General features: G+C 44.5%; 14 protein-coding genes. 6 read left to right on the plus strand and 8 right to left on the minus strand.

From position 1 onward, the window contains the following. Positions 1-219: 219 nt before the first annotated feature. The 8 genes from J7529_RS14930 to J7529_RS14965 form a co-directional block, all read right to left on the minus strand. Positions 220-1092, minus strand: coding sequence for an S-layer homology domain-containing protein (locus J7529_RS14930; protein ID WP_318729632.1), 873 nt, complete (start codon positions 1090-1092; stop codon positions 220-222). A gap of 132 nt (positions 1093-1224) precedes the next feature. Then, complete coding sequence (locus J7529_RS14935) at positions 1225-1674, minus strand: late competence development ComFB family protein (protein ID WP_271937226.1); 450 nt, start codon at positions 1672-1674, stop codon at positions 1225-1227. 153 nt (positions 1675-1827) lie between these two features. Next, positions 1828-3576, minus strand: coding sequence for a 2-succinyl-5-enolpyruvyl-6-hydroxy-3-cyclohexene-1-carboxylic-acid synthase (gene menD / locus J7529_RS14940; RefSeq protein ID WP_318729634.1), 1749 nt, complete (start codon positions 3574-3576; stop codon positions 1828-1830). A gap of 502 nt (positions 3577-4078) precedes the next feature. Then, positions 4079-4696 (minus strand): precorrin-8X methylmutase, encoded by a 618-nt coding sequence (locus J7529_RS14945; RefSeq protein ID WP_271937224.1) that lies wholly within the window; start codon positions 4694-4696, stop codon positions 4079-4081. Between the two features lie 122 nt (positions 4697-4818). Then, complete coding sequence (locus J7529_RS14950) at positions 4819-5622, minus strand: TPM domain-containing protein (RefSeq protein ID WP_318729635.1); 804 nt, start codon at positions 5620-5622, stop codon at positions 4819-4821. A 156-nt stretch (positions 5623-5778) separates the two neighbouring features. Continuing rightward, positions 5779-6285 (minus strand): DUF948 domain-containing protein, encoded by a 507-nt coding sequence (locus J7529_RS14955; protein ID WP_318729636.1) that lies wholly within the window; start codon positions 6283-6285, stop codon positions 5779-5781. A gap of 119 nt (positions 6286-6404) precedes the next feature. After that, the gene (locus J7529_RS14960) at positions 6405-6821 is read right to left on the minus strand and encodes a YtxH domain-containing protein (RefSeq protein WP_271937218.1); all 417 of its coding nucleotides are present in this window, start codon (positions 6819-6821) and stop codon (positions 6405-6407) included. A 110-nt stretch (positions 6822-6931) separates the two neighbouring features. Next, the gene (locus J7529_RS14965; protein WP_271937217.1) at positions 6932-7237 is read right to left on the minus strand and encodes a hypothetical protein; all 306 of its coding nucleotides are present in this window, start codon (positions 7235-7237) and stop codon (positions 6932-6934) included. Between the two features lie 162 nt (positions 7238-7399). On the opposite strand from J7529_RS14965, the gene J7529_RS14970 reads away from it, so the two are divergent. From J7529_RS14970 to J7529_RS14995, 6 genes are all read left to right on the plus strand, one after another. Further along, entirely contained in the window at positions 7400-9604 is a 2205-nt protein-coding gene (locus tag J7529_RS14970) for an S-layer homology domain-containing protein (RefSeq protein ID WP_318729637.1), read from the plus strand. Positions 9605-10187: 583 nt separating this feature from the next. Then, positions 10188-11096: a TIGR01777 family oxidoreductase gene (locus J7529_RS14975; protein ID WP_318729638.1), complete on the plus strand. Its 909-nt coding sequence runs from the start codon at positions 10188-10190 to the stop codon at positions 11094-11096. A gap of 130 nt (positions 11097-11226) precedes the next feature. Continuing rightward, the gene (locus J7529_RS14980) at positions 11227-14457 is read left to right on the plus strand and encodes an ATP-binding protein (RefSeq protein ID WP_318729639.1); all 3231 of its coding nucleotides are present in this window, start codon (positions 11227-11229) and stop codon (positions 14455-14457) included. 58 nt (positions 14458-14515) lie between these two features. Continuing rightward, positions 14516-17725, plus strand: a complete 3210-nt coding sequence (locus tag J7529_RS14985; protein ID WP_318729640.1) for an ATP-binding protein — start codon at positions 14516-14518, stop codon at positions 17723-17725. Positions 17726-18382: 657 nt separating this feature from the next. Further along, positions 18383-21019, plus strand: coding sequence for an ATP-binding protein (locus J7529_RS14990; protein WP_318729642.1), 2637 nt, complete (start codon positions 18383-18385; stop codon positions 21017-21019). A gap of 204 nt (positions 21020-21223) precedes the next feature. Then, a complete protein-coding gene (locus J7529_RS14995) occupies positions 21224-21742 on the plus strand; it encodes a hypothetical protein (protein ID WP_318729644.1) in 519 nt (172 codons plus the stop codon). Positions 21743-22496 lie beyond the last annotated feature (754 nt).

Consider the following 22496-nt stretch of genomic DNA (forward strand, 5'->3'; position numbering starts at 1 on the left):
CAATGATCCCCGTTTTTTTTTAATGTCTTTCCGTAGTTTTTTTCGCGATAAACGTTGGCAATAATACTATTTCTTTCTGGATCAAAAAAGGGTTCGATCTTCAAACCCTAGCTTCAGCTTATTTTAAGAATTTGGGTTCTAGGTATAGAAATGACTAGCATCAGGTTCATGGATTAACTGGGTTGTCTTCCATTGCCTTTTGGCTTTTGACCAGTGCGTCTATTGCTCTCTGGAAATTTTGTCATAGAGTCGCTTGAGCATCACCACCATTTCTGCTCGGGTGACCAATTGATTGGGTCGAAAGGTTCCATCTTGGTAACCACTAATCAGGTTTTCTTTGACTGCCCATTCCAAAGCGTCATAGTACCATCGACTTCTACCATCCGGAAATACATCTCTAAACATACGCTTCTTCTCCGTTGCAAACATATAGCCAGAATAATAAAACACACCGTTTTCTACCAGAGGGCCGATATCGGCAACTCTGACACGATAGTTATTAAACCGTTGGACTCCATAATAATTATCGATCATCACCCTGGCATAACTGGGATTTTTGCGGTCTTGGGTCATCCGCACTGCATGACCATAGGTGCGATCGCTAAATGAGGTTTGATCCAAAAATCCATCGGCATTAAAATCCGCATTATATTGGGCACTCCCTCGATAACCAGTGACCACACTATAGCCTTTACCCAGAACTGAACCAAGTTGCACGCCGGTCATATCGATTCGATAAGAAACAAGGGCTTCTCGACGGTTATTCCACCATCGACGTAACAAGTCCACCGCCTGATTAATATACCATCCCTGAGTATCGGAAAACCCGTAGCGTCGGGCTTCTTGAATCAATTGCCCAAACTCAGCCAGACTAAATCGATACCCGGTTAAATCCGAAATTGCCCCAGCGGCAGCAAATAGAGTGCAGGACATCGGATGCAGATCGAGCTGATTATATTGAATTTGGCGATCCCAAAAGGTCGAAGGAGCAACGGGAACCTCTTCAAGAACATTGCCCAGTCGCCAGTCTAAGGTACTGTAGGCTTCCTTCGCCGCATAATAGCCGTAAGGAACCGTTTGTTGTTCAGTCATGATTTGCTACTTTTGAGCCAAACCGATCTTAACCTGAGTCTGACCCAGGGCGATAATCGAACCTATCACTGAAGCGATCGCTCCATACCCTAATCTCGCTTTTGCGCCTCTCCCTCATTTTTTTCTAACCCATTAGTGTTTCTGTTTCCGAGCCGCCTTATACAAAGCCTGACGCACGACAGGAACTAAGGTCTCCCAAGACAAATCGGGGCGATTTAAAACTAATCGTAATGCCTCCAAGGCCCGTTGAGCCGCTTCCAAGCGATCGTCACTGATCCAAGAAAGGGGGGTAGAATTCCTAATCGGATCGCGTTGAACCGCCATAATACCTTGGCGCACAGCGAGGGTAATTTGCTCCTGTAACTGTTGGCGAGCATATTTTAATTGCCGCTTTTGGCCCTCTTCACTCGAAGCGTATAATGCAGGTAAACGATTGAGAGCATAGGTTGCCACCTCAACTGGCTCAATGTAGGGCTGCAAATTATGAGGAACTTTCTTGAGTTGTTCTTGAACCTCTTCAGTGACTAATAATTCGATCACATTATGATAAACCTTGGGAGATGAAGAATTCCGATTGAGCATAATCTTGTTGAAGGGACGCTAATGGTTTAGACCCTGTATGCGTTCAGGTCTACTCTAGGATCTGAAATTGGGTGGATCAATACTCTAAGTTTAAACTGCCTGTAGAGGAATAGAGCGATCGCAACATTTAAAAAACCCGGTTTTGAGTTTCCCCTAAGCTTGAAGGTGTAAATCTGTGAATATTTGCTTACGCCATTGAGCATCCAAATGGCGATCGCAGGCAATTTCCAAGACACGAATGCCCTGAGCTGGTAATCGGGACACATAATACTCAAACCCATCCCAAGTTTCAACTCGATGATGCTCAATCTCGTAAGTCTGGCATAAGTGGGCAAAGTTAATGGATTGAGGCGTACCAAAGAATTCTTCAAAGGGGGGATTATATTGGGAAATCGGTAAATTCTCAAAAATTCCGCCCCCATTGTTGTTCATGACAATAATCGTTAAATGACCTTGGAAATGGCGACGCACCAGGAAGCCATTGGTATCATGCAAGAGGGCTAAATCTCCTGTGAGTAAAACGCTGGGTTGCTGATGGCGATGGGCAATTCCTAAGGCAGTGGAGAGAATGCCATCAATACCATTGGCTCCACGATTAAAATAGGGATGCCCTTTTAAGGAGTTGGGAGTCCAAAACCATTCCACATCTCGCACCGGCATACTGTTAGAAATGAAAATAGGAGTCTGTTCAGGCAGAACTTGAGAAAGTAACCAAGCGGCTTTGGGTTCAAATAAATCTTCAATATTGTCTAAGAGTCGATCTAAGTGCGATCGCCCCCAATGCTCTAAGGCACACCAGCGCTCTAAATAGGGATTTGCTTCAGAGGGTTGCTCTGGCAGAAAATGGGATAATTGTTCAATAGAACAGCGCCAAAATTGAGTTTTGTTGTGCAGCGGATCGAGATTCTGATAGCTTGGATCGATAATCCACTGACGCGGATTACATCCCTTGAGCCATTTTCTTAATGCTTTACTGGTTGGGAAATCGCCAATTTGAATCACCACATCGGGGGCTAATTCTTGGGCAATTCCAGGATTGCGTAGTATCAGATCGTAGGTGGAGATAATATAAGGATTCAGATGGGCATAATTGCGAACGGGGGATAATCCTTCTGCCAGGACAGGAAAGTTGAGGGTTTTGGCTAAATGGGCGATCGCCTCTACATAAGCTTCTGGTTTGTGGGGGGCAGCGACTCCTGCAATAATGATGCCACGGGAAGAGCACAAAGAATTACACCAAGTTTTCACCACTTCTGGCATGATTTCGATACTCGATACCGAGGGAGAATGGGGATTTAAAAACCCAAAGAAGCTATCGCGATCGAATTGTTCTTCACGAATACCTAAATCCAGTTGCAGAGTAGGCGCTAAGGGTTCTCGAAAGGGAATATTAACATGGACGGGGCCAGGAATCGGACTTAAGGTACGTTCCCATCCATAGGCGATCGCCTGGCGCAGATAAGTTAAATGATCCACATGTGGTAAACACAATTCGGTTTGCCAAGTGGGATAATTTCCGTAGAGCTTCACTTGGTCAATGGTCTGCCCGGCATGGGTTTGACGCAATTCCGGAGGGCGATCGGTGGTGAACAACAGTAGAGGAACTCGACTTTCTGCTGCTTCAATGACAGCCGGATAAAAATTAGCCGCTGCTGTCCCCGAAGTACAGATTAAAGCTGTCGGTAATCCTGATTTTTTCCCCTGTCCCAAGGCAAAGAACGCTGCCGAACGCTCATCTAATATGGGTATTGCTTCGATCCCGGTTTGAGCAGCAAACGCAACCGTTAAGGGAGTTGAACGAGATCCCGGACAAATGATTACCGTAGTTAAGCCCAAACGCTCTAAGGTTTCCACCAAAATCGAAGCAGCGAGCATATTGAGGTTACGGAAATCAATCGGCATGGTTGAACATCAACAAGAGTTAAATCTTCGTTATCATACCCTGCGATCATGAAAGGCGTGCAAGTTACTTACAGCATAATGTGTTTGCTCAGGGACACCAGGGACTCCGCCGATGAGTTATTACACACTCTTTAAAGGATGACTACTTTTAATGTCCACCTGTCGGGTTCTTCGCATCCTGGTTCCCTGTCCACCCACTGCATGGCAGTGTTACTGTTCCTCTCGTACTGAAGTATGTAAGCTGTAAGAGTCAGGGCACGCCTTAACATTCCATTTTAGCTCTATTTTCAGTAGACATCTGCTAAAACTCTTAAAATCTCAGAGCATAATGTGGGTCTTGGCAACTTTTGTTAATCTGTACAGGTGGCGATCACTGTGAATCCTTCTTTTCAAATGTCAATAACAATGTTTAGATCTTGATAAAAAATCTTCAACTTAATAAATCTATACTCGCCCGACTCTACATTGACTTGGACGAGAACAAATCGCAAAATTAAAACAACTATACCTCTTGCCCGTAGGCTTGCCACGCCAAGTCTACTAGCCCATTCATAATTGCTGAAGCAACTACCGCGCTCCCTTTACGTCCCTCAATGCGAATATGGGGAACTTGAGAATCGTTTAAGCGGCCCTTCGTAACATCTGCTTCCACAAAACCTGCTGGTGCGCCCACAATTAAAGCGGGTTTAATCACTTCTGTTTCCACTAATTCCACTAAGGCAGCCAGAGCTGTGTGAGATTCACCAATTACAAATATCCCTTCTGGGTATCGTCTTGCTAAGGTTTCCACGCCCCAAGCCACTTGGGTTTTTTCCTTTTGGGGACGGGTGAGGGTCTCCATGCTGCAATAGACTGGATTGGCAAAAGTCTCCTGAATTAATTTGGCAATGCCCACTTGTACCATGGGAACATCAACCACAATTGTAGTGCGGGCAGCTAAAGCCGCTGCCCCAGATTGAAGAGATTGGTCAGAAAAGCGAATTAGGGACTTGTACTCAAAATCGGCAGTGGAGTAGATCACTCGACGGACAATTTCGTATTCTGCTGGTGAAAAAGGGTGAGAACCCACTTCACGGTCAATGATTCCTAAACTGAGAGCGTCTGTGATGTGCCATTCCATATTCGAGTAGCAAGCCAAGATTTAGGTGAGCTAGTGAGTATTCAGAGGGGTAGGGTAGAGTTTACCCTGAACTGACCACTGAATGCTTACGGTATTAGCTTACCAGTTTGGGCAACTCTGGTTTAGGTTTCTGAGATTTCGGATTGGTTAAAGCTGGGAGAGAGGTAGGCAACTAAGGCCCCTAGGGCAAATCCAATGATGTTGCGAACCAGGGGTAACCATTCACTGGTGCGAGAAACAACGGGGCCAATACCGAAGGCAATAAATAGAATGCCCCATAGGGGAGAGAAGATTAGGGCCCATTGCCAGGCAAAGATTTGCCCATTTTGGCGAGGAATGGCAGCAAAGCCGAAGATTGTGCCACCGACGAGAGAGGTGATTAGGGTGAGAATCCATTGTTCTCTGGGCAGTCCGGGGACAACGTTGCATCCGCCTTGAATGAGACAGGTTTTAATAGATTCTAGGGATTGAATGATGGATTGGTCGGAGCCGTTTTCGCGGACAAAGAATTGGTTACCGTAGCGAGTTTGGAGTTCGATCCAGAAGGTGCGGGGTAGCAGGCTATAGACATCATCACCAACGCTGAAGTTGAGGATGTTTCCTCCTCTAGCATCGGCGATCAGGAGAACGCTTTTATCGTTGAGTCCCCAGAAGTCTTTGACGGCGCGGCCGGGAGTTTGATCGAATTGGGTTAAGACTCTCAGTTTCCAGCCGGTTTGTTGTTCAAATTGGGTGAGGTCGTCAGCTAGGTTGCTTTCTTGGGTGTCGGTGAGGTTGCGGCCTAGGTCAATGATAGGTGTGGGTAGGTCGGGTAAGAGTTCTGGGTTGTTGTAGGCATGGGCGGCTGGAGCGATCGCCCAAACCAAAAGCGCTAGAATTCCAGCTAAACAGGTTTGCCAATATATTTTTTTATGTGTTTTTTTCATCCTTAACCCCTCGTGCAATGGTCAGTTGTGGGAATAGCCGAACGTTTTGTGAGATTATCTTAACAAATCTTCACATTTTTGACTAGATTTTTATCTTAGAAAGGAGTGGGGAGTGAGGGGACTAGGAGATAGGGAGATGAGAATAATTATTAATTGTTAATTATCTTTGTCTGTGGGCATGAGGGGAGAGACCGATCGCCGGGGGAGTTTGCGTCGAGTGCTTCCGTAGTGTTGATTGTCTGTTACGGGAAGAGAGGGGCGATCTGAGTTAGCGAGCGCATCTGTTTTACTAGAGCTTTTGGGTTGTTGAAATCGTTTCCAAGCCACTCTTAGGCCGGTGAATACACTTTTGGTGGTCACTTGTACCCCCTTAGCTTGTTCGCGGGCGGTCTCTATACTCTGATCAAGCTGTTTCGCGACTTGTGAAGCTCGTTGAACGCCCTGGGACACATCATCCGTCAGGTCACTAATTTCTATCCCTGTTAAGCGGATGGATTCTAAGGTTGGTGGGAGTTCCCGGCTCAGGGTATCAAACAATTTTTCCGCAGAACGGGCGGCTCTAGCTAATTCTTTAACCGTGGGAACTAGCACAACCAACACGGCGGTTAAGCTAACCGCGACCAAAAGAATAGATAATCCTAACCAAAATAGGGGGTCGATCACGAATTAAAAAAGGGAATAGGGAATAGGGAATGGGGAATAGGCAATAGGCAATGGGGAATGCAAGAAAACCGGGCTTTATCCTTGGCGGTTGTTATACAACAACTTAAATCAATCTCAACCTATTGTAAATCCAGAGAATTATTATAAGTTGAGCCTTCTGAAGAATTAAACTCCTCAGTCAAAGACTGATCTGTATCGGGATCTACACTCTGTTCTTCACTGTGCAAAGGACGAGAAGCCATTGAGGGATTTTCTTGCTCGCGCAAACCCGCTTCGACTCCAGCAGCGATCGCCTCTCGCACTCGAGTCAGAGTATCCTCCCAGGTATCTTTAGTCGATGCCCCTAGGCGATCCGCTTGAAATTGAACGCTTGTAGAGATATCTTCCGCTAAATCGGGTAATGCCGCGACCGACTTTTTCAAAATCTTCCGAGTCTGTTGTCCGCTACGGGGAGCCATTAAAATTCCCGTCACAACTCCCACTGCTGTTCCCAACAACAAACCCCCAATAAACTGTCCTGATTGATTTTTAGACATATCCTTGCCAGTATCCTCATCAGACTACACCGCTTTCCACGAGCTATTACTGTGCATAACTTGGGATGCAAGCCCGAGTACGCTCATTCTTACCCCATATCTTACCGAAACTAGCGCTGATGTCTAGAGCGTCTTCGCCAAACTCCTAGAACTAAACTTAAAATGGCTAACAGTTTTTCCACCTGCGCCCATTGTTGGGCAACCAGAGCATAACGTTGTCGTACCCACCGACTTCCCTGTTGTCCTCGGATAATTTGATTGGGAGCATGAAAGAGAACGCGATCGGTGCGCTTTTCTGCCATAACCAAAACATCCGCAATCCGCGCCAATCGCTTCCTCAGTCGCCCAATGCGCCAAGCCAACCACAGACAAAAAGCAGAAATCAGTAAATTGAAACAAATAACGGTAGTCACCATGTTGAATTTCAGTTTAGATGGTTCACATTCATCAACTGGCTTTAGGATTGCCATTCCCCAACCCTAAAGCGCGATCGCCCCTGTAGAATGGCCATGTTAACCCTAGATCATCCCTGGATAGGGTGGTCTGTATCCCTTAACTCTACTCTTTTACCTGACACCATGAGCATTCTGTATGTCAATCCCGCAACGGGCAATGATGGCAATTCTGGTGCATCGACTGCTGCTCCATTCAAAACCATTAGTCGCGCTCTGCAAAATGTACCCTCTGGCACCACGATTCAACTGGCTACGGGGACTTACAATACATCGAGTGGCGAAGTTTTTCCTCTGACTGTTCCTTCTGGCGTGACTATTGTTGGTAGTGAAAGCAATAAAGGGCAAGGAATGACGATTGATGGTGGCGGCAGTTATATTAGCCCCACATTTGCTGGACAAAATATTACCCTGAGACTCAATACCAATTCCCAATTACGAGGGGTGACGGTAACGAATCCCCTTAGCCGTGGGACTGCTGTGTGGATTGAATCAGCCGCTCCAGTTATTGCCAATAATACCTTTACTCGCTCTAAGCGCGAAGGTGTTTTTGCGACAGGGAGCGCGAACCCCTTAATTGAGGGTAATGTATTCCAATTGAATGATGCTAATGGCATTTCCATGGCAAAAAATTCTAAGGGAGAAATTCGCAGTAATGTCTGCGACCAAACGGGTTATGGAATTGCGGTCAGTGATGATGCAGCCCCCGTAATTATTAGTAATCGCCTCAGTAATAATCGGGCGGGGATTGTAGCATCTAATCGATCGCGTCCGGTTTTGCGGCAAAACGTGATTGAAAATAATAGTGAAGATGGTTTAACGGTGATTTCCCAATCCGTTCCTGATTTGGGTAGCGCTCAAGATCCTGGGGGTAATATCTTTCAGGGGAATGGGGGATATGATGTGCAAAATGCCACAACAACGACGTTGGTTTCTGCCGGAAATCAACTCAATCCCAATCGGGTGAAAGGGTTAATTGACTTTATTGCCAGTGAGGTGATTACACCGCCACCGACCCCAAGCCCGACTCCTACTCCTACACCTACCCCCACCCCAACTCCTACTCCTACTCCTACACCCGGGCCGACTCCAACACCCACCCCGACTCCTACACCCACCCCAACTCCTACACCCACTCCAACTCCTACACCCGTACAACTACGGGATGTAGCGGGACATTGGGCACAAGAGTTTATTGAAACGTTAGTCAGTAAAGGGGTGATTAGTGGATTCCCGGATGGTACATTCCGCCCCAATAATAATCTGACTCGAGCAGAGTATGCGGCTTTATTGGCGAAAGCATTTAATGTGCCCTTGAAACGACCGGCGATCGGGTTTTTGGATATTTCCAGTCGGTTTTGGGGGGCAGCAGCGATCGCCAAAACCTCCCAAATGGGCTTTTTATCGGGTTATCCGGATGGTACATTTCGGCCAAGCCGGAATTTAACCCGCACAGAAGCGATCGTAGCGTTAATTAGTGGCTTAGAGTTAACCGGTGGCGATAGTAGCGCTTTGTTCGTTTTCCGCGATCGCACCTCTATTCCCAATTATGCCATCACCAAAGTGACCACTGCGACGGTGAAAGGGATGATTGTCAATTATCCCGATCTGGGATTACTGAATCCTCGACGAGATATCACCCGTGCAGAAATGGCAGCTATTCTCTATCAGTCTTTAGTGGCGACTGGAGATGCCGATCCCATTAATTCTCGTTATATCGTTCCTGGAACAGCCAGTCCGTCCAATACCTCCGATGCCTTTGCCGATTTGGTCGGTCATTGGTCAGGGCCTTTTGTTACCGGGTTATTAGAGCAAGATTTAATTAGCGGATTTCAAGATGGTACATTCCGGCCCGATAGTTCCATTAATCGCGCTCAATATGCAGCTTTATTGGTGAAAGTGTTTAATCCCCAACCCAAACGCGATCGAGTCAATTTTAAGGATGTGCCAGCGGATTTTTGGGCTGCTGATGCCATTCAACAGGCCTATCGAGCGGGCTTTTTATCGGGAGTTTCTGCCGATACGTTTAATCCGAGTGCTAACATTAAGCGCTCGGATGTGTTGGTTTCTCTGGTGAATGGTTTAGATTTGGGAGTTGCTGACTCGAATATGTTGAGTATTTTTGAAGATCAGGATCAGATTCCTAGCTATGCACAAGGGGCAATCTCCAGAGCCTTACAAAAGCTATTAGTGGTGAATTATCCCAATGTCAATCGCTTGCGACCCAATGATGAAGCAACCCGCGCTGAAACCGCAGCCATGATTTATCAAGCTTTGGTTGATGCTGGACAGATGAGCGCCATTACCTCTAGTCAGGTTGCCTCTGCTTAGGGAAAATAGGGAATAGGGAATAGGGAATAGGGAATAAGCTTCTCCGTGTCCCCGTATCTCCCCATCTCCCTATCCCCAGCTCACTGGCCCCATGATAAATAGGTTATGGGAGTAGAAGAAGAATTAGACTCTACTGCTGGCGGATCGATGGGCACAAGCCAGCAGAGTCCGGCGATCGCCGTTAATAAACATAAAATCGAAATTGGATGAATTTTAAGTGTAGAGTTCATAAGGTTGAGTCCCCTGCATTTGTAGATTTTTGATATCTCACTCCTCTCGTACAAACTGAAATTGACTGAAATTGATTCAGGAATTTAGATTGAATAATACCTATTTTAAGCGGTAGATGTACCTCTGTCTTCCGCTATTTTACGGTTTTTAACCTTTCCTCAACTTTGTCTCTTCTTTAAATTTAGTCCCAAACTTTTTGCCCGCCTTTCCAACTTATCCCTAAATTGATCGCCTGAAAATCACGTAATTTTAGGGGTCTTTATTCTGCCTATGCCTTCAAGAATCGCGCGGATTGAACTACAATAACTAAACTGGAACATGATCAAATGTTATTAAGTGTACATTCAATCCCATGAAAATAGCAGTTACAGGGGCAACCGGATTTGTTGGTCGAGCCTTAGTACAACAGTTAATTGCCGAAAAAGAGCAAGTTTTAGTTTTGACTCGTAATCCGGATAAGGCAAAACGCATATGGCCCTCTGGGGTTGAAATCGTCGGTTATTCTGTGACCACAGGGGGAGAATGGCAGCGTCAAATCTCTGGATGTAATGGAGTCGTTAATTTAGCCGGCGCACCCATTGCTGAAGAACGATGGACAGCAGAACGTAAGCAAATCTTGCGCGATAGTCGGATTCTGGGAACTGAAAAAATTATCGAAGCGATCGCTGCGGCTGACCCGAAACCTCAAGTATTGGTGAATACTTCAGCAATCGGATATTACGGAACCAGTGAAACCGCCGAGTTTGATGAAAGTTCCCCTGCTGGAGATGATTTTTTAGCACAATTGTGTGTGGAATGGGAACAGAGTGCCCAAGCGGTAAGTGAGTATGGAGTAAGGTCTGTCATCTTACGATTTGGGATTGTGATGGGAGATGGGGGGGCGATCGCCAAAATGATTCCCCCCTTTAAAATGTTTGCGGGGGGGCCCATTGGTAGCGGCCAACAGTGGTTCTCGTGGATACATATTGACGATCTGGTTAATTTAATCCTGTTTGCCCTGCGTCAACCGCAAATGCAAGGTACATTTAATGCCACTGCTCCCAACCCAATTCGTATGAACGATCTGGCCTCAATTATGGGCAATATCCTGAATCGACCCAGTTGGTTACCTGTACCCAGTTTTGTTTTAGATGCTCTCTTGGGAGATGGGGCACAAGTAGTACTAGAAGGACAAAAGGTATTGCCGAAAAAAACCTTAGATTCTGGGTTTGAATTTCAACATCCAAATCCGAAAGAAGCTTTAAGAAAAGTTCTCCAATAGCTCTAGGACAAAATGATAAGATAATTACACCGATTGCAGATAGGAAGCTAGGTTATCTATCTGTATATTGGTCGATATAGATTACCAGCTTACTCATCTGCATTGATAGCCAACTATCTCACCTTAGTTTATGATGTTCCCGTATAATCGCTGGTCTCAATTGCTGCAACGGCTGCCTTTACGAGCGGTGTTAATTTTGCCGTTTGTTCTGCAATTGGTAGTTACCGTTGGATTAGTGGGTTATTTATCCTATCAGAGTGCCCAAAAGAGTATCGATCATCTGGCTGAAGAATTAATGGAAGATCGAGCCTCCAAAGTTAAGCTCTATCTCTTAAGTGAACTCTCGACCTTATTCCAAATTAACCGAATCAATAGAGATGCTCTCAAGTACAATCAACTCGATCTCGATAACCTAGAAGAGATTGTGCAACACTTCTTGGTGCAATTAAACCAATTTCCCTCAGTCACCACCTTAATGTTAGGGTTACCCGAAGGACAGTTTCGTGTGGTTCACCGCAGCACGATTCAACCAGGAAGGGTGGAATTGGGATATTCTAACCCAGAGAAACTGAATGAATTTATTGTCGATTTTATTAGTGAGGAAGGCGATCGCCAAGAAAACCTAGAAGTATTGTATCCTTTCCCTGTACAGGAGCGACCGTGGTACAAAGCAGCACAGAGCGATCGCGCCCCCGGTTGGACAGAACCCTTTCAGATCGGAAAAGATCCCGTACTTGCCATTAATGCTTATGCCCCCTTCTACAGCGAAAACCAAGCACTCAGGGGTGTATTTTCCGTTAACTTAAGTTTAAAAGGCCTGCAACAATTTCTTCAATCTCTACCCATCTGTGAGGGGTGTCGGATGATCATCCTTGATCGCCAAGGAAATCTGATCGCCAGTTCCACCCCCGATCCCCCCTTTCAAGTCACCGTAGATACGACCGAATCAAAACCGACGCAAATCTTTAAGCGAGTCGCTCCCAGCCAGAGTAGCGATCCGATTGTAGCGGCTGTGGGAGCAGATTTGGAACAGCATAGTCCGATTCAGCCGGGACAGTCTATCTATCGTCACTTAACCCTCACCCCATCAGGAGAAAACCCACAAAAGTATATCGTTTACCTCGCAGAACTGACGATTTCAGAGCAAGAGAAAAATATTCAAGGTAATCTCTTTAGTCTCGAACTGCCCAAGGATTGGCAGTTTGGGATGATTGTGCCTGAAACTGAATTTATGGGCCAAATTCAAGCGAATATCAACCGAACTATTGCCCTATGTATCTTAGCTCTCGTTCTATCCGTTGGTTTCGGTTTAGTCACCGCCCATTGGATTATCTATCCTCTCGTTCGCTTACACAACAGTAGCCAACAAATTGCCTCCGGAAATCTAGAGACTCCTGTGATGATAACAGGTATTGGTGTGGTTCATCGCTTGACGGATAGCTTTAGTCAGATGCAGCAGCAACTGAAAACTTCTTTTCGTACTATTGCTGAAAAAGAACATGAACTTACCCTGATTATTAACAGCTTACCCTTGGGTGTGGTGGTCTTTAATCCCCAAGGAAAACTGATTTTAATTAATCCCAAAGGCGAAGAGATTTTACGAGGAAAGACTCCAGAGGCTTCCCTCGATCAGATCAACCAAGCCTACCAGGTTTATCAAGCAGGAACTTCAATGCTCTATCCTTTAGAGCAACTGCCTCTAGTGCTTGCCATTCAGGGAGAACAAGCCCACGCCGACGACTTAGAACTGAGAATCGATGGGGTGAGAGTTCCCCTAGAAGTCCACGCTGCTCCCATTCACAACCTAGAGGGAGAGGTGATCTATGCGATTAACCTCTTTCAAGATATCAGCGATCGCAAACAAGCCGAAGACCTGCTCAAACATTATAACCAAATCCTAGAACAACAAGTGAGCGATCGCACCAGAGAACTCCATCACACCAATAAAGAACTCGAAAACGCCAAACAAGCAGCCGAAAAAGCAAACCAAGCCAAAAGTGAATTCATTGCCAATATGAGTCACGAATTGCGTACCCCCCTCAACGCCATTCTTGGTTATCCTGCCCTCTTACAAAATAGCCCCCACCTCAGCAAAGAAGACCGCCACTATCTGCACCTGATTAACCAAAGTGGAACCTATTTACTCAGTCTGATTAATCAAATTCTCGATTTCTCCAAAATTGAAGCTGGACGTTTAACCTTAGACATGAGTTCTGTCAATCTTCATCACCTCATTGAAGAAATCCGTATTCTGTTTGACTTGAAAGCCACATCCAAAAACTTACACTTCTCTATTAATCTAGCCCCCGATGTTCCTGTAGTGATTCAAACGGATGGGATAAAATTAAAGCAAATTTTAGTGAATCTGCTCAATAATGCCATCAAATTCACTTCTATGGGGTTAGTGAGTTTGACCGTAAACAAAATCTCTGCTCAACAAATTCAATTCACCGTTACTGATACAGGCGTGGGAATTGCCCCTGAGGAACTCGAACACCTGTTTCAACCCTTTGTGCAAACAGAAAGTGGTCGTCATAGTCAAGAAGGAACAGGTTTAGGGTTAGCCCTCAGTCAAAAATTTGTACAGATGCTTGGCTCAACGTTAACAGTTGAAAGCGATCTCGGTAAGGGCGCTCAGTTTCAGTTTGAACTCAATCTTCAGGACATAGTCGATCTGCCAACGCCTGATTCCCTCTCCTCAACGCAGGTTATACAGTTAGCTGCCGATCAGTCTAAATTCCGGATTTTAGTCGCTGACGATCATCAAAGCAATCGACTTTTGTTAGTTTCTCTCCTAGAAGATTGGGGGTTTGAAGTACAGGAAGCTCTGGATGGAGAAGATGCAATAAACAGATGGAAAACTTGGCAACCTCATCTCATTTTTATGGATATTCGGATGCCCAATATGAACGGAGAACAAGCGACCAAGGTTATTAAAGAACAGGCACAAGATAATCCTCCTCTGATCGTTGCCATCACGGCTAGTGCCTTCGATCATCAGAGAGAAGCGGTCCTGGTTGCTGGCTGCGATCATATCATTGCTAAACCGTTCCTGCCTGTTGAGATTAGCAAAATTTTAGAACAGTATTTGGGCGTTCAATTCATTTATCAGGAACCACAAGAATTCATCCCATATCATCCAGATGTTTTAACCAAGCAAGATCTAGCCACCCTTTCGATCCAATGGCTGGAAAAGTTAGAATATGCAGTAATGATGGGGATGCCTGATGAGATGGATGAAGCAATCAACCAATTAGGAAATGAACAGCAGAAAATCGCTAACTATTTGCAAGAGTTAGTGGATAACTTTGATTTTCAAAAGATTCTGGATTGGGTTGAAGAAGCTAAAAGTTATTGCTAAAATAGTGGAGAATTAGTCCCTCTCGTTTCTTTTGTGATAAAACCATGAGTTTGCATCAATGAAATCACTGTTATCCAATTGGAAGAGACTCCTCAAATATCTGCCTTTACGAACCGTTTTAATTGTCCCTTTTGTCCTACAACTGGTAGGTACGGTGGGTTTGGTAGGCTACTTCTCCTATCAGAGTGGGAAAAAGAGCATTAATGATTTAGCGCAACACTTTATAGAGGAACGATCCGCAAGAGTCAAACTCTACTTAATTAGTGAATTCTCTAACCTCTTACAAATTAACCAAATTAATATCCAGGTCGTGCAACAAGGGCAACTGAATTTGGATAACCTAGAAGAAATCGATCGCCATCTGTTGGGACAACTCAAACTCTTTAAATCGTCAACGAGTGTGATGTTGGCCTTGCCCGACGGAACCTTTCGGGTTATGCACCGGAGTGGCTATATACCTGGACAAATTGAAAAGACTTACAGTTTGAGCAAAGAAGATAAACTCACCATTGATTTTGTGGATGAGGAGGGGAAATTCCAGGTACATTCGAGGGTGATTTCTCCTTTTATCGTTAAGGAGCGACCGTGGTACAAAGCAGCAGAGCGCGATCGCGCTCCGGGTTGGTCAGAACCCTTTCAAATTGGGAATGGCCCCCTATTAGCTATCAATACTTATGCTCCGTTTTACGATCAAAACCAACAACTCCAGGGGATCTTTTCAGTCAATTTAGACTTAAAACGTATCCAAACCTTTCTCCAATCCCTTACCCTCTGTGAAGGCTGTCGGATTGTGATCGTCGATCCCCAAGGACAAATGATTGCCAGTTCAACAGAAGATCCGCCCTTCACCTTAGCGTTTGACTCCCAAGGACAGGTCATTCAGGGAACGTTTCAACGGATGACTCCCAGCGCCAGTCAAGATCCGATTGTAGCTGCCACAGGACGTTATTTAGAAGAAGAAAAATCCAAGATTTCAGTCAACTCCCCCCTGTATTCTCCCTTAGCCATCCAACAACCAGTAGGCAAGCGAGAATACTATAGTTTATATGTTGAAGAATTAACCGTCTCCGAGCAAGATATACAAATTCAAGGAAACCCCTCAGTTTCAGCTCTTCCAGAGGGTTGGAAACTGGCAATTGTGGTTCCCCAATCTGAATTTATGGGCCAGATTCGAGCCAATATCCGACGAACTATTGCCCTGTGTTTTCTGACTTTAGTTACGTCAATTCTTGTCGGTGGGTTAATCGTTCAATGGATTTCCCAACCCCTGCTACGCTTACAGAAGAGCGCCCAAGACATTGCTTCTGGCAATCTTGATTCCTCTGTAACCATTAGTGGTATTGGTGTGGTTCATGACTTAAGTCATGCCTTTAGTCAGATGCAGGAACAACTGCAAAAATCGTTCCGAGCAGTTGCCCAGAAAGAATATGAATTAGCAATTATTATTCAATCTTTGCCCTTGGGAGTCATGGTATTTGATCGCCAAGGGAAATTGATTTTAGTCAACCCCAAAGCCGAACAAATCTTAAGAGGCAATACTGCCGACACTACACTCGGTGACCTGAGTCAAGCCTATCAAGTGTATCAAGCAGGAACTTCAACTCTGTATCGTGCCGATAAAATCCCTCTAATGCTTGCCCTCCAGGGCGAAAATGCCTATGCCAATGACCTGGAAATTCAGGTTGAGGGAATGCGTATTCCCTTAGAAGTCTACGCTACTCCGATTCGGAACCTAGAGGGAGAAGTTATTTATGCCCTTAATCTATTTCAGGATATCAGCGATCGCAAACAAGCTGAAGCCTTACTCAAAAACTACAACCAAACTCTAGAACAACAAGTCCTAGAACGCACCCAAGAACTCCACCGCACCAACGTCGAACTCGAAAAAGCCAACCAAGCCAAAAGCGAATTTATCGCCAATATGAGCCATGAACTACGGACTCCTCTGAATGCTATTCTCGGTTATCCCTCCCTGTTGCAACAAAGCTCTAATCTCTCTGACGAAGAGCGCCAGTACCTACATCTGATTGAAAATAGCGGAACGTATTTACTCAGTTTAATTAATCAAATTCTTGATTTCTCTAAAATTGAAGCGGGTCGTTTGAACCTTGACTTAAACTGGATTAATCTTCGACACTTGCTCGAACAGGTGGATAATCTATTTCGCTTGAAAGCCACAGCTAAAGGAATTGACTTAACGATTGACCTAGGGAATGACGTACCAGAGTTGATACAAACGGATGGGATAAAATTACAACAAATTCTCATTAATCTACTCAATAACGCCCTTAAATTCACCTCTGTGGGAGAAGTAAGATTAGAAGTGAGAAAGACTTCTAGCCAACACATTCAATTTAGTGTAGCTGACACTGGAGTGGGGATAAAACCACAAGAATTAGAGCATCTTTTCCAACCTTTTATGCAAACAGAAAGTGGTCGCCAGAGCCAAGAGGGAACCGGTTTAGGGTTAGCTATCAGTCAAAAATTTGCCCAGATGTTGGGTTCACCCTTAAGAGTGAAGAGTGAAGTGGGTAAGGGGACTAAGTTTCAGTTTGAATTAGCCCTTGAAGAGAGGGTAGAGGATCGGAATTTGGTGGCTCAACCCTCCCACCAAGTGATTCAATTAGCTCCCGATCAACCCACTTACCGTATTTTAGTCGCCGACGATCATCAAGTTAATCGACTCTTATTAGTCTCCTTACTGGAAAATTGGGGATTTGAAACTAACGAAGCTAAAGATGGAGCCGAAGTCATTCAACAGTGGAAAACTTGGCAACCCGATCTGATTTTTATGGATATTCGGATGCCGAACATGGATGGAGAACAAGCCACTCAAGTGATTAAAAATCTGGCTCAGGATAACTCTCCCGTGATTATTGCCATCACTGCCAGCGCCTTTAATCATCAGAGAGATTCGGTGATCGCCTCTGGCTGCGATCGGGTGATTGCTAAACCCTTCCAGATTTTGGAGATTAGCCAAGTTTTGGAGCAGTATCTTAAGGTCAAATTTATCTATTCAGACCCTCCAGTAAGTAGTCTGTTAACCCCGGAAGAAATTACTGATGAAGAACTTAAGGAACTGTCTTTAAGTTGGTTGGAAAAACTTGAGAAAACGGTTATTATTGGTATACCTGAAGAAATGGAAAAGGTAATTTTTGACTTAAGTCGTGAACACGATTGTTTGGCTAAATATTTAAAAAATCTTGTAGATGGCTTTCACTTTCAAGAAGTTCTAGATTTAATAGAAAAAACAAAGAAAATGTTATAGAAAACTTAACAGTATAGAGTAGGGTAAAAATGGTTTTCATTATTACAGATCTGCCCACACGTAATACAGCGCTGTGGGGAAATGGAGAAGTGGGAGAGTCGGGGGAGTAAAAACGAAACTTAATCTAGCGAGTGAGCTATTTTGGCTATCTTTCAAAACCGCCATTGATGTATAGCGCTTCGCGCTAGGCAATAGGCTCTCTAGCAATAGCTTGTATGGCTTAGGTTCTAAGGCTTCAAGCTGTACCTCATAGAAGAGAGAAACCAGCATCGCAAAGGAAACTGCTATTTCAAATCCTTTGATGTTTGCTACAGATGATTGACACTCTAGACACGGGGATTAATGTGTAGCATTATTTTGGGGTTTTCTAACCATGAAATTGCCAGATGGTCAAGCACGATAGAATGGATTCAATCATAGTCGTTAATGATGAGGGATTACAATCCTTGTATTGCTATAAATGAAACTTCAGTGCTTTGACTATCATAAATTCCTGAAAAATCTGCCTTTACGAACCGTTCTGATTGTTCCCTTTGTCGTGCAACTGGTAGCTACAGTAAGTTTGGTTGGCTACTTCTCCTATCAGAGTGGAAAAAAAGTATTGATCATTTAGCACAACACTTTATAGAGGAAAGATCCGCTAGAGTCAAAACTTACTTGGTCAGTGAATTCTCTACTATCTTACAAATTAACCAGATTAATATCCAGGCTGTGCAGCAAGGCCAACTGAATCTGGATAACCTAGAGGATATCGATCGCCATCTATTAGGACAACTCAAACTCTTTAAGTCAGCAACCAGCATTCTGTTGGCCTTGCCAGACGGACAATTTCGGGTCATGCACCATAGCGCCAGTCAACCCGAACGGATTGAGCATACTTACGCTTTTGCAGGACAAGATGAAATCACCGTTGATTTTGTTAATGAGGATGGAATCTTTGAAGAACATATGACGGTGATTTCTCCTTTTGCGATTAGGGACCGACCTTGGTATAAGGCAGCAGAGCGCGATCGCGCCCCGGGTTGGTCAGAACCCTTTCAAATTGGCAGAGAACCTTTATTAGCTATTAATACTTATGCTCCGTTCTACGATCAAAACCAACAACTTAAGGGTATTTTTTCAGTGAATTTGGATTTAAAACGTATCCAAATGTTTCTGCAATCCCTGAATCTGTGTGAAGGCTGTCGGATTGCGATTATTGATTGCCAAGGACAAATGGTTGCCAGTTCTACCGAAGATCCCCCATTTACATTAGCCTTTGACTCCCAAGGACAGGTTATTCCCGGAAGTTTTAAACAGATCCCTCCCAGGGCGAGTCAAGATCCGATTGTGGCTGCCACAGGACGTTACTTAGAAGAGGAACAACCCAAGATTGAAGTCAATTCTCCCGTGTATTTTCAATTAGCCATTCAAGAACAGACCGGTAAAACAGAACACTATAGTTTGTACTGTGAAGAACTAACTGTCTCCGAGAAAGATCTACACATTCAAGGTCACCCTTCTATTTCAGCATTTCCAGAAGGCTGGAAGCTGGCGATTTTAGTTCCCCAATCGGAGTTTATGAGCCAGATTCGAGCCAATGTCCGAGGCACAGTCGCCCTCTGTCTTCTGACTTTAATAACTTCGAGTCTCATCGGTGGTCTCATCGTTCAATGGATCTCTAAACCCCTAGTACGCCTAAAGAACAGTGCCCAAGCAATCGCTTCTGGTAATCTTAATACTCCTGTAACCATTAGTGGGATCGATATTGTTCACGACTTAAGCTGTACCTTTAGTCAGATGCAGGTACAACTGCAAACTTCTTTCCAAACCATTGCCGAGAAAGAACATGAACTTACCCTGATTATTTCCAGTTTGCCCCTGGGGATTATGGTGTTCGATCCCCAGGGTAAACTGATTTTAGTAAACCCCAAAGCCGAAGAACTCTTGAGAGGACATACTTCGGAGGGTATGCTCGATCAAATCAGCCAAGTCTACCCAGTGTATCAAGCAGGAACCTCAACACTCTACCGTTCAGACCAACTGCCTCTAGTCTGTGCTATCCAGGGAGAACATGCCTACACTGATGCCTTGGAACTTCAGGTAGAAGATCGGCGAATTCCCCTAGAAGTGTACGCCACTCCTGTTCGCAATCTAGAGGGAGAAGTGATTTATGCCATTCATCTCTTTCAAGATATCAGCGATCGCAAAGAAGCCGAAGCTCTACTCAAAAACTACAATCAGACTCTCGAACAACAAGTCATTGAACATACCCAAGAACTGCATCAAACCAATATCGAACTCGCGAAAGCCAAAGATGCAGCCGAAATTGCCAATCAAGCCAAAAGCGAATTTATCGCTAATATGAGCCATGAACTGTGTACTCCCCTCAATGCCATTCTCGGTTATCCTACTCTATTGGAACAGAGTCTTTATCTGTGTGTAGAAGAGCGCCACTATGTGCATCTGATTAACCAGAGTGGAACCTATTTACTCAGTTTAATTAATCAAATTCTCGATTTCTCTAAAATTGAAGCGGGTCATTTAGCTCTTAACTTAAGCTGGATTAATCTTCGGTATTTACTCGAAGAGATCAATCATTCATTGCACTTGAAGACCGCTGCCAAGGGAATTATCTTAACAATTGACCTGTCTTCTGATGTCCCCGAGTTGATACAAACTGACGGTGTAAAATTACGACAAATTTTAATCAATCTGCTCAATAATGCCTTAAACTTCACGTCCTTGGGGGCAGTCATTTTAGAAGTAAAACAGCTTGCCTATAAACACATACAATTCACGGTAACCGATACTGGTGAGGGAATTGCACCAGAAGAATTGAAACATCTCTTTCAACCCTTTGCACACACAGAAAGTGCCCATCACACTCAAGAAGGAACCGGTTTAGGGCTAGCGATCAGTCAAAAGTTTGTGCAGATGCTCGGCTCTACCTTGAGGGTGAAAAGTGAGCTGGGTAAGGGCACTCAGTTTCAGTTTGAACTCAACATTGAAGAATCCCAGGAAGGGATAGATGCTCAAAATGACGACTTCAGGCGCGACCAACAGGCGATCGCCTTAGCTGACGATCAACCCACTGACCACAGTTTAGTTGTTGACGATCATTCAGCTAACGGACTCTTACTCGCTTCCTTCCTAAATACCGCCCAAGAAACCTCCCTATTTACACCTGATATATTGACTGAAAAAGACTTGAAAAAGCTCTCATTAACCTGGCTAGATGAATTTGAACAAACTGTCATTATCGGAATGCAGGATGAAATCTATAAATCTATTAAACAATTAAGTTGTGAATAAGAAGAAATAGCCCAATATTTGCAACATTTGGTGGAGAACTTTCAGTTTCAAGAGTTGCTCGATTGGATTGAAACCGCTAAAAAATTTTGCTAAACTGTTTGATCAGCAACGAGTAAAACTCGGTTTTGCCTATGACCTCTCCCTAGCTTACAGCCTTCACTTTTGACCATTCCCTATTACCAGCGCAAAGCGCTATAACTTCAGTTGAGTCAAAACAAGCGTATTTTAATGTGTACCCTAATGGCCCTAGCCTGTAGTGGCTTTGGTTTTGCTGTGGGTGGAAACTTGCAATTTCAATCTAAAATGCAAGCTTGCCAAGACCATTCTTGGGGATTTAGCAAAGTGTGTCAACTTTGGGCAGGGCCAAGTGCTTGGTTGCAAGGCAGTACTACAGGTGCGTGGGTAGGCCTGATTTTAGGTGGCTTTGTTGCTGGGTTAGCAACTTCTAGAGAGCATCAAGAAGACCATCAGCAATTAACAGTAGAAGAAGAAGCAGAACTCAAGCGTGTTTTATCCTCCCTAGAGACAGCAATGACTGGAGTCCATCAGTTCAGCAGCAGAGAGCGGCTGATTCTTGCTTTAGGAATGCAATTGAGTCAAGGTGTCTCCAAGGAAGGTCTGAAGCTACACACCGTCAAGCAATTGGTATCGAGTTTAGAAGAACGTAATCTCAATTCTGGGAAAGGGCTAATTTCAGGAGAGGATGACGACAAGCCAATCTGAGATTATGTATATTATCCAGGCACTCTCCCCGTATACCTCTTTTGTGTGGTTGCCTGGAGAAAAATCGGGACGTATTCACTGCTCACCAAGCGACTTTAGGTTGGGTTTGGCGCTAATATTTGTTTAAGTCCCGTTAGATGGCTGTTCATGAGAGCTAGCTCTTCGCTGTACCGATCAATACCTGAAGCCCATTGTGGGGAAAAAGAATGCTATCGCTCTAACAAGCCTTCAGAAGGGATGGAAAAACTCTAAAAGCTTTGCAGGGAATTGGTTTCACAGCTCTTCAGTTAGAGGTAACCCAGTCAATGCTGAATGGAAGGGTCATATTTTTTTTATGACTCCAGAGCTAGAGAGAATGGAAGCGTTCTTCTTCGCTCTTGAATAGAAAACCTCCGATCGCTCCCTATCTTGTCTATGGAAACTTTCTATGGATTATCTCTTGCCTTGGGCGATCACCCCGATTATGATTCATTCATCAGTGAAAGGATATTAACGCCTTGAGAAAGTGTTAGCAGCACTCTCCCAAGACTTCCCCAACTGTAGACCAAGTACAATTGGAGCAAAATTATAATGGCACAGGTTTTAGTCCCCGTCTATATAGCCCACATTACGCACGACAAAATGTAGTACAACAGTTCGAGCCAGGTCAGTGAGTATTGAAGCTGACCAAAAAATGAGGAACAAAGACTCCTCGAACTGTCATACTAGAGAGGAAATAGATGAAAGTCAACCGTAGATATGTCAGTAGAAATAA

Origin of the sequence: Roseofilum sp. Guam (genome assembly GCF_017746735.1) — a bacterium.
Classification (GTDB): domain Bacteria; phylum Cyanobacteriota; class Cyanobacteriia; order Cyanobacteriales; family Desertifilaceae; genus Roseofilum; species Roseofilum reptotaenium.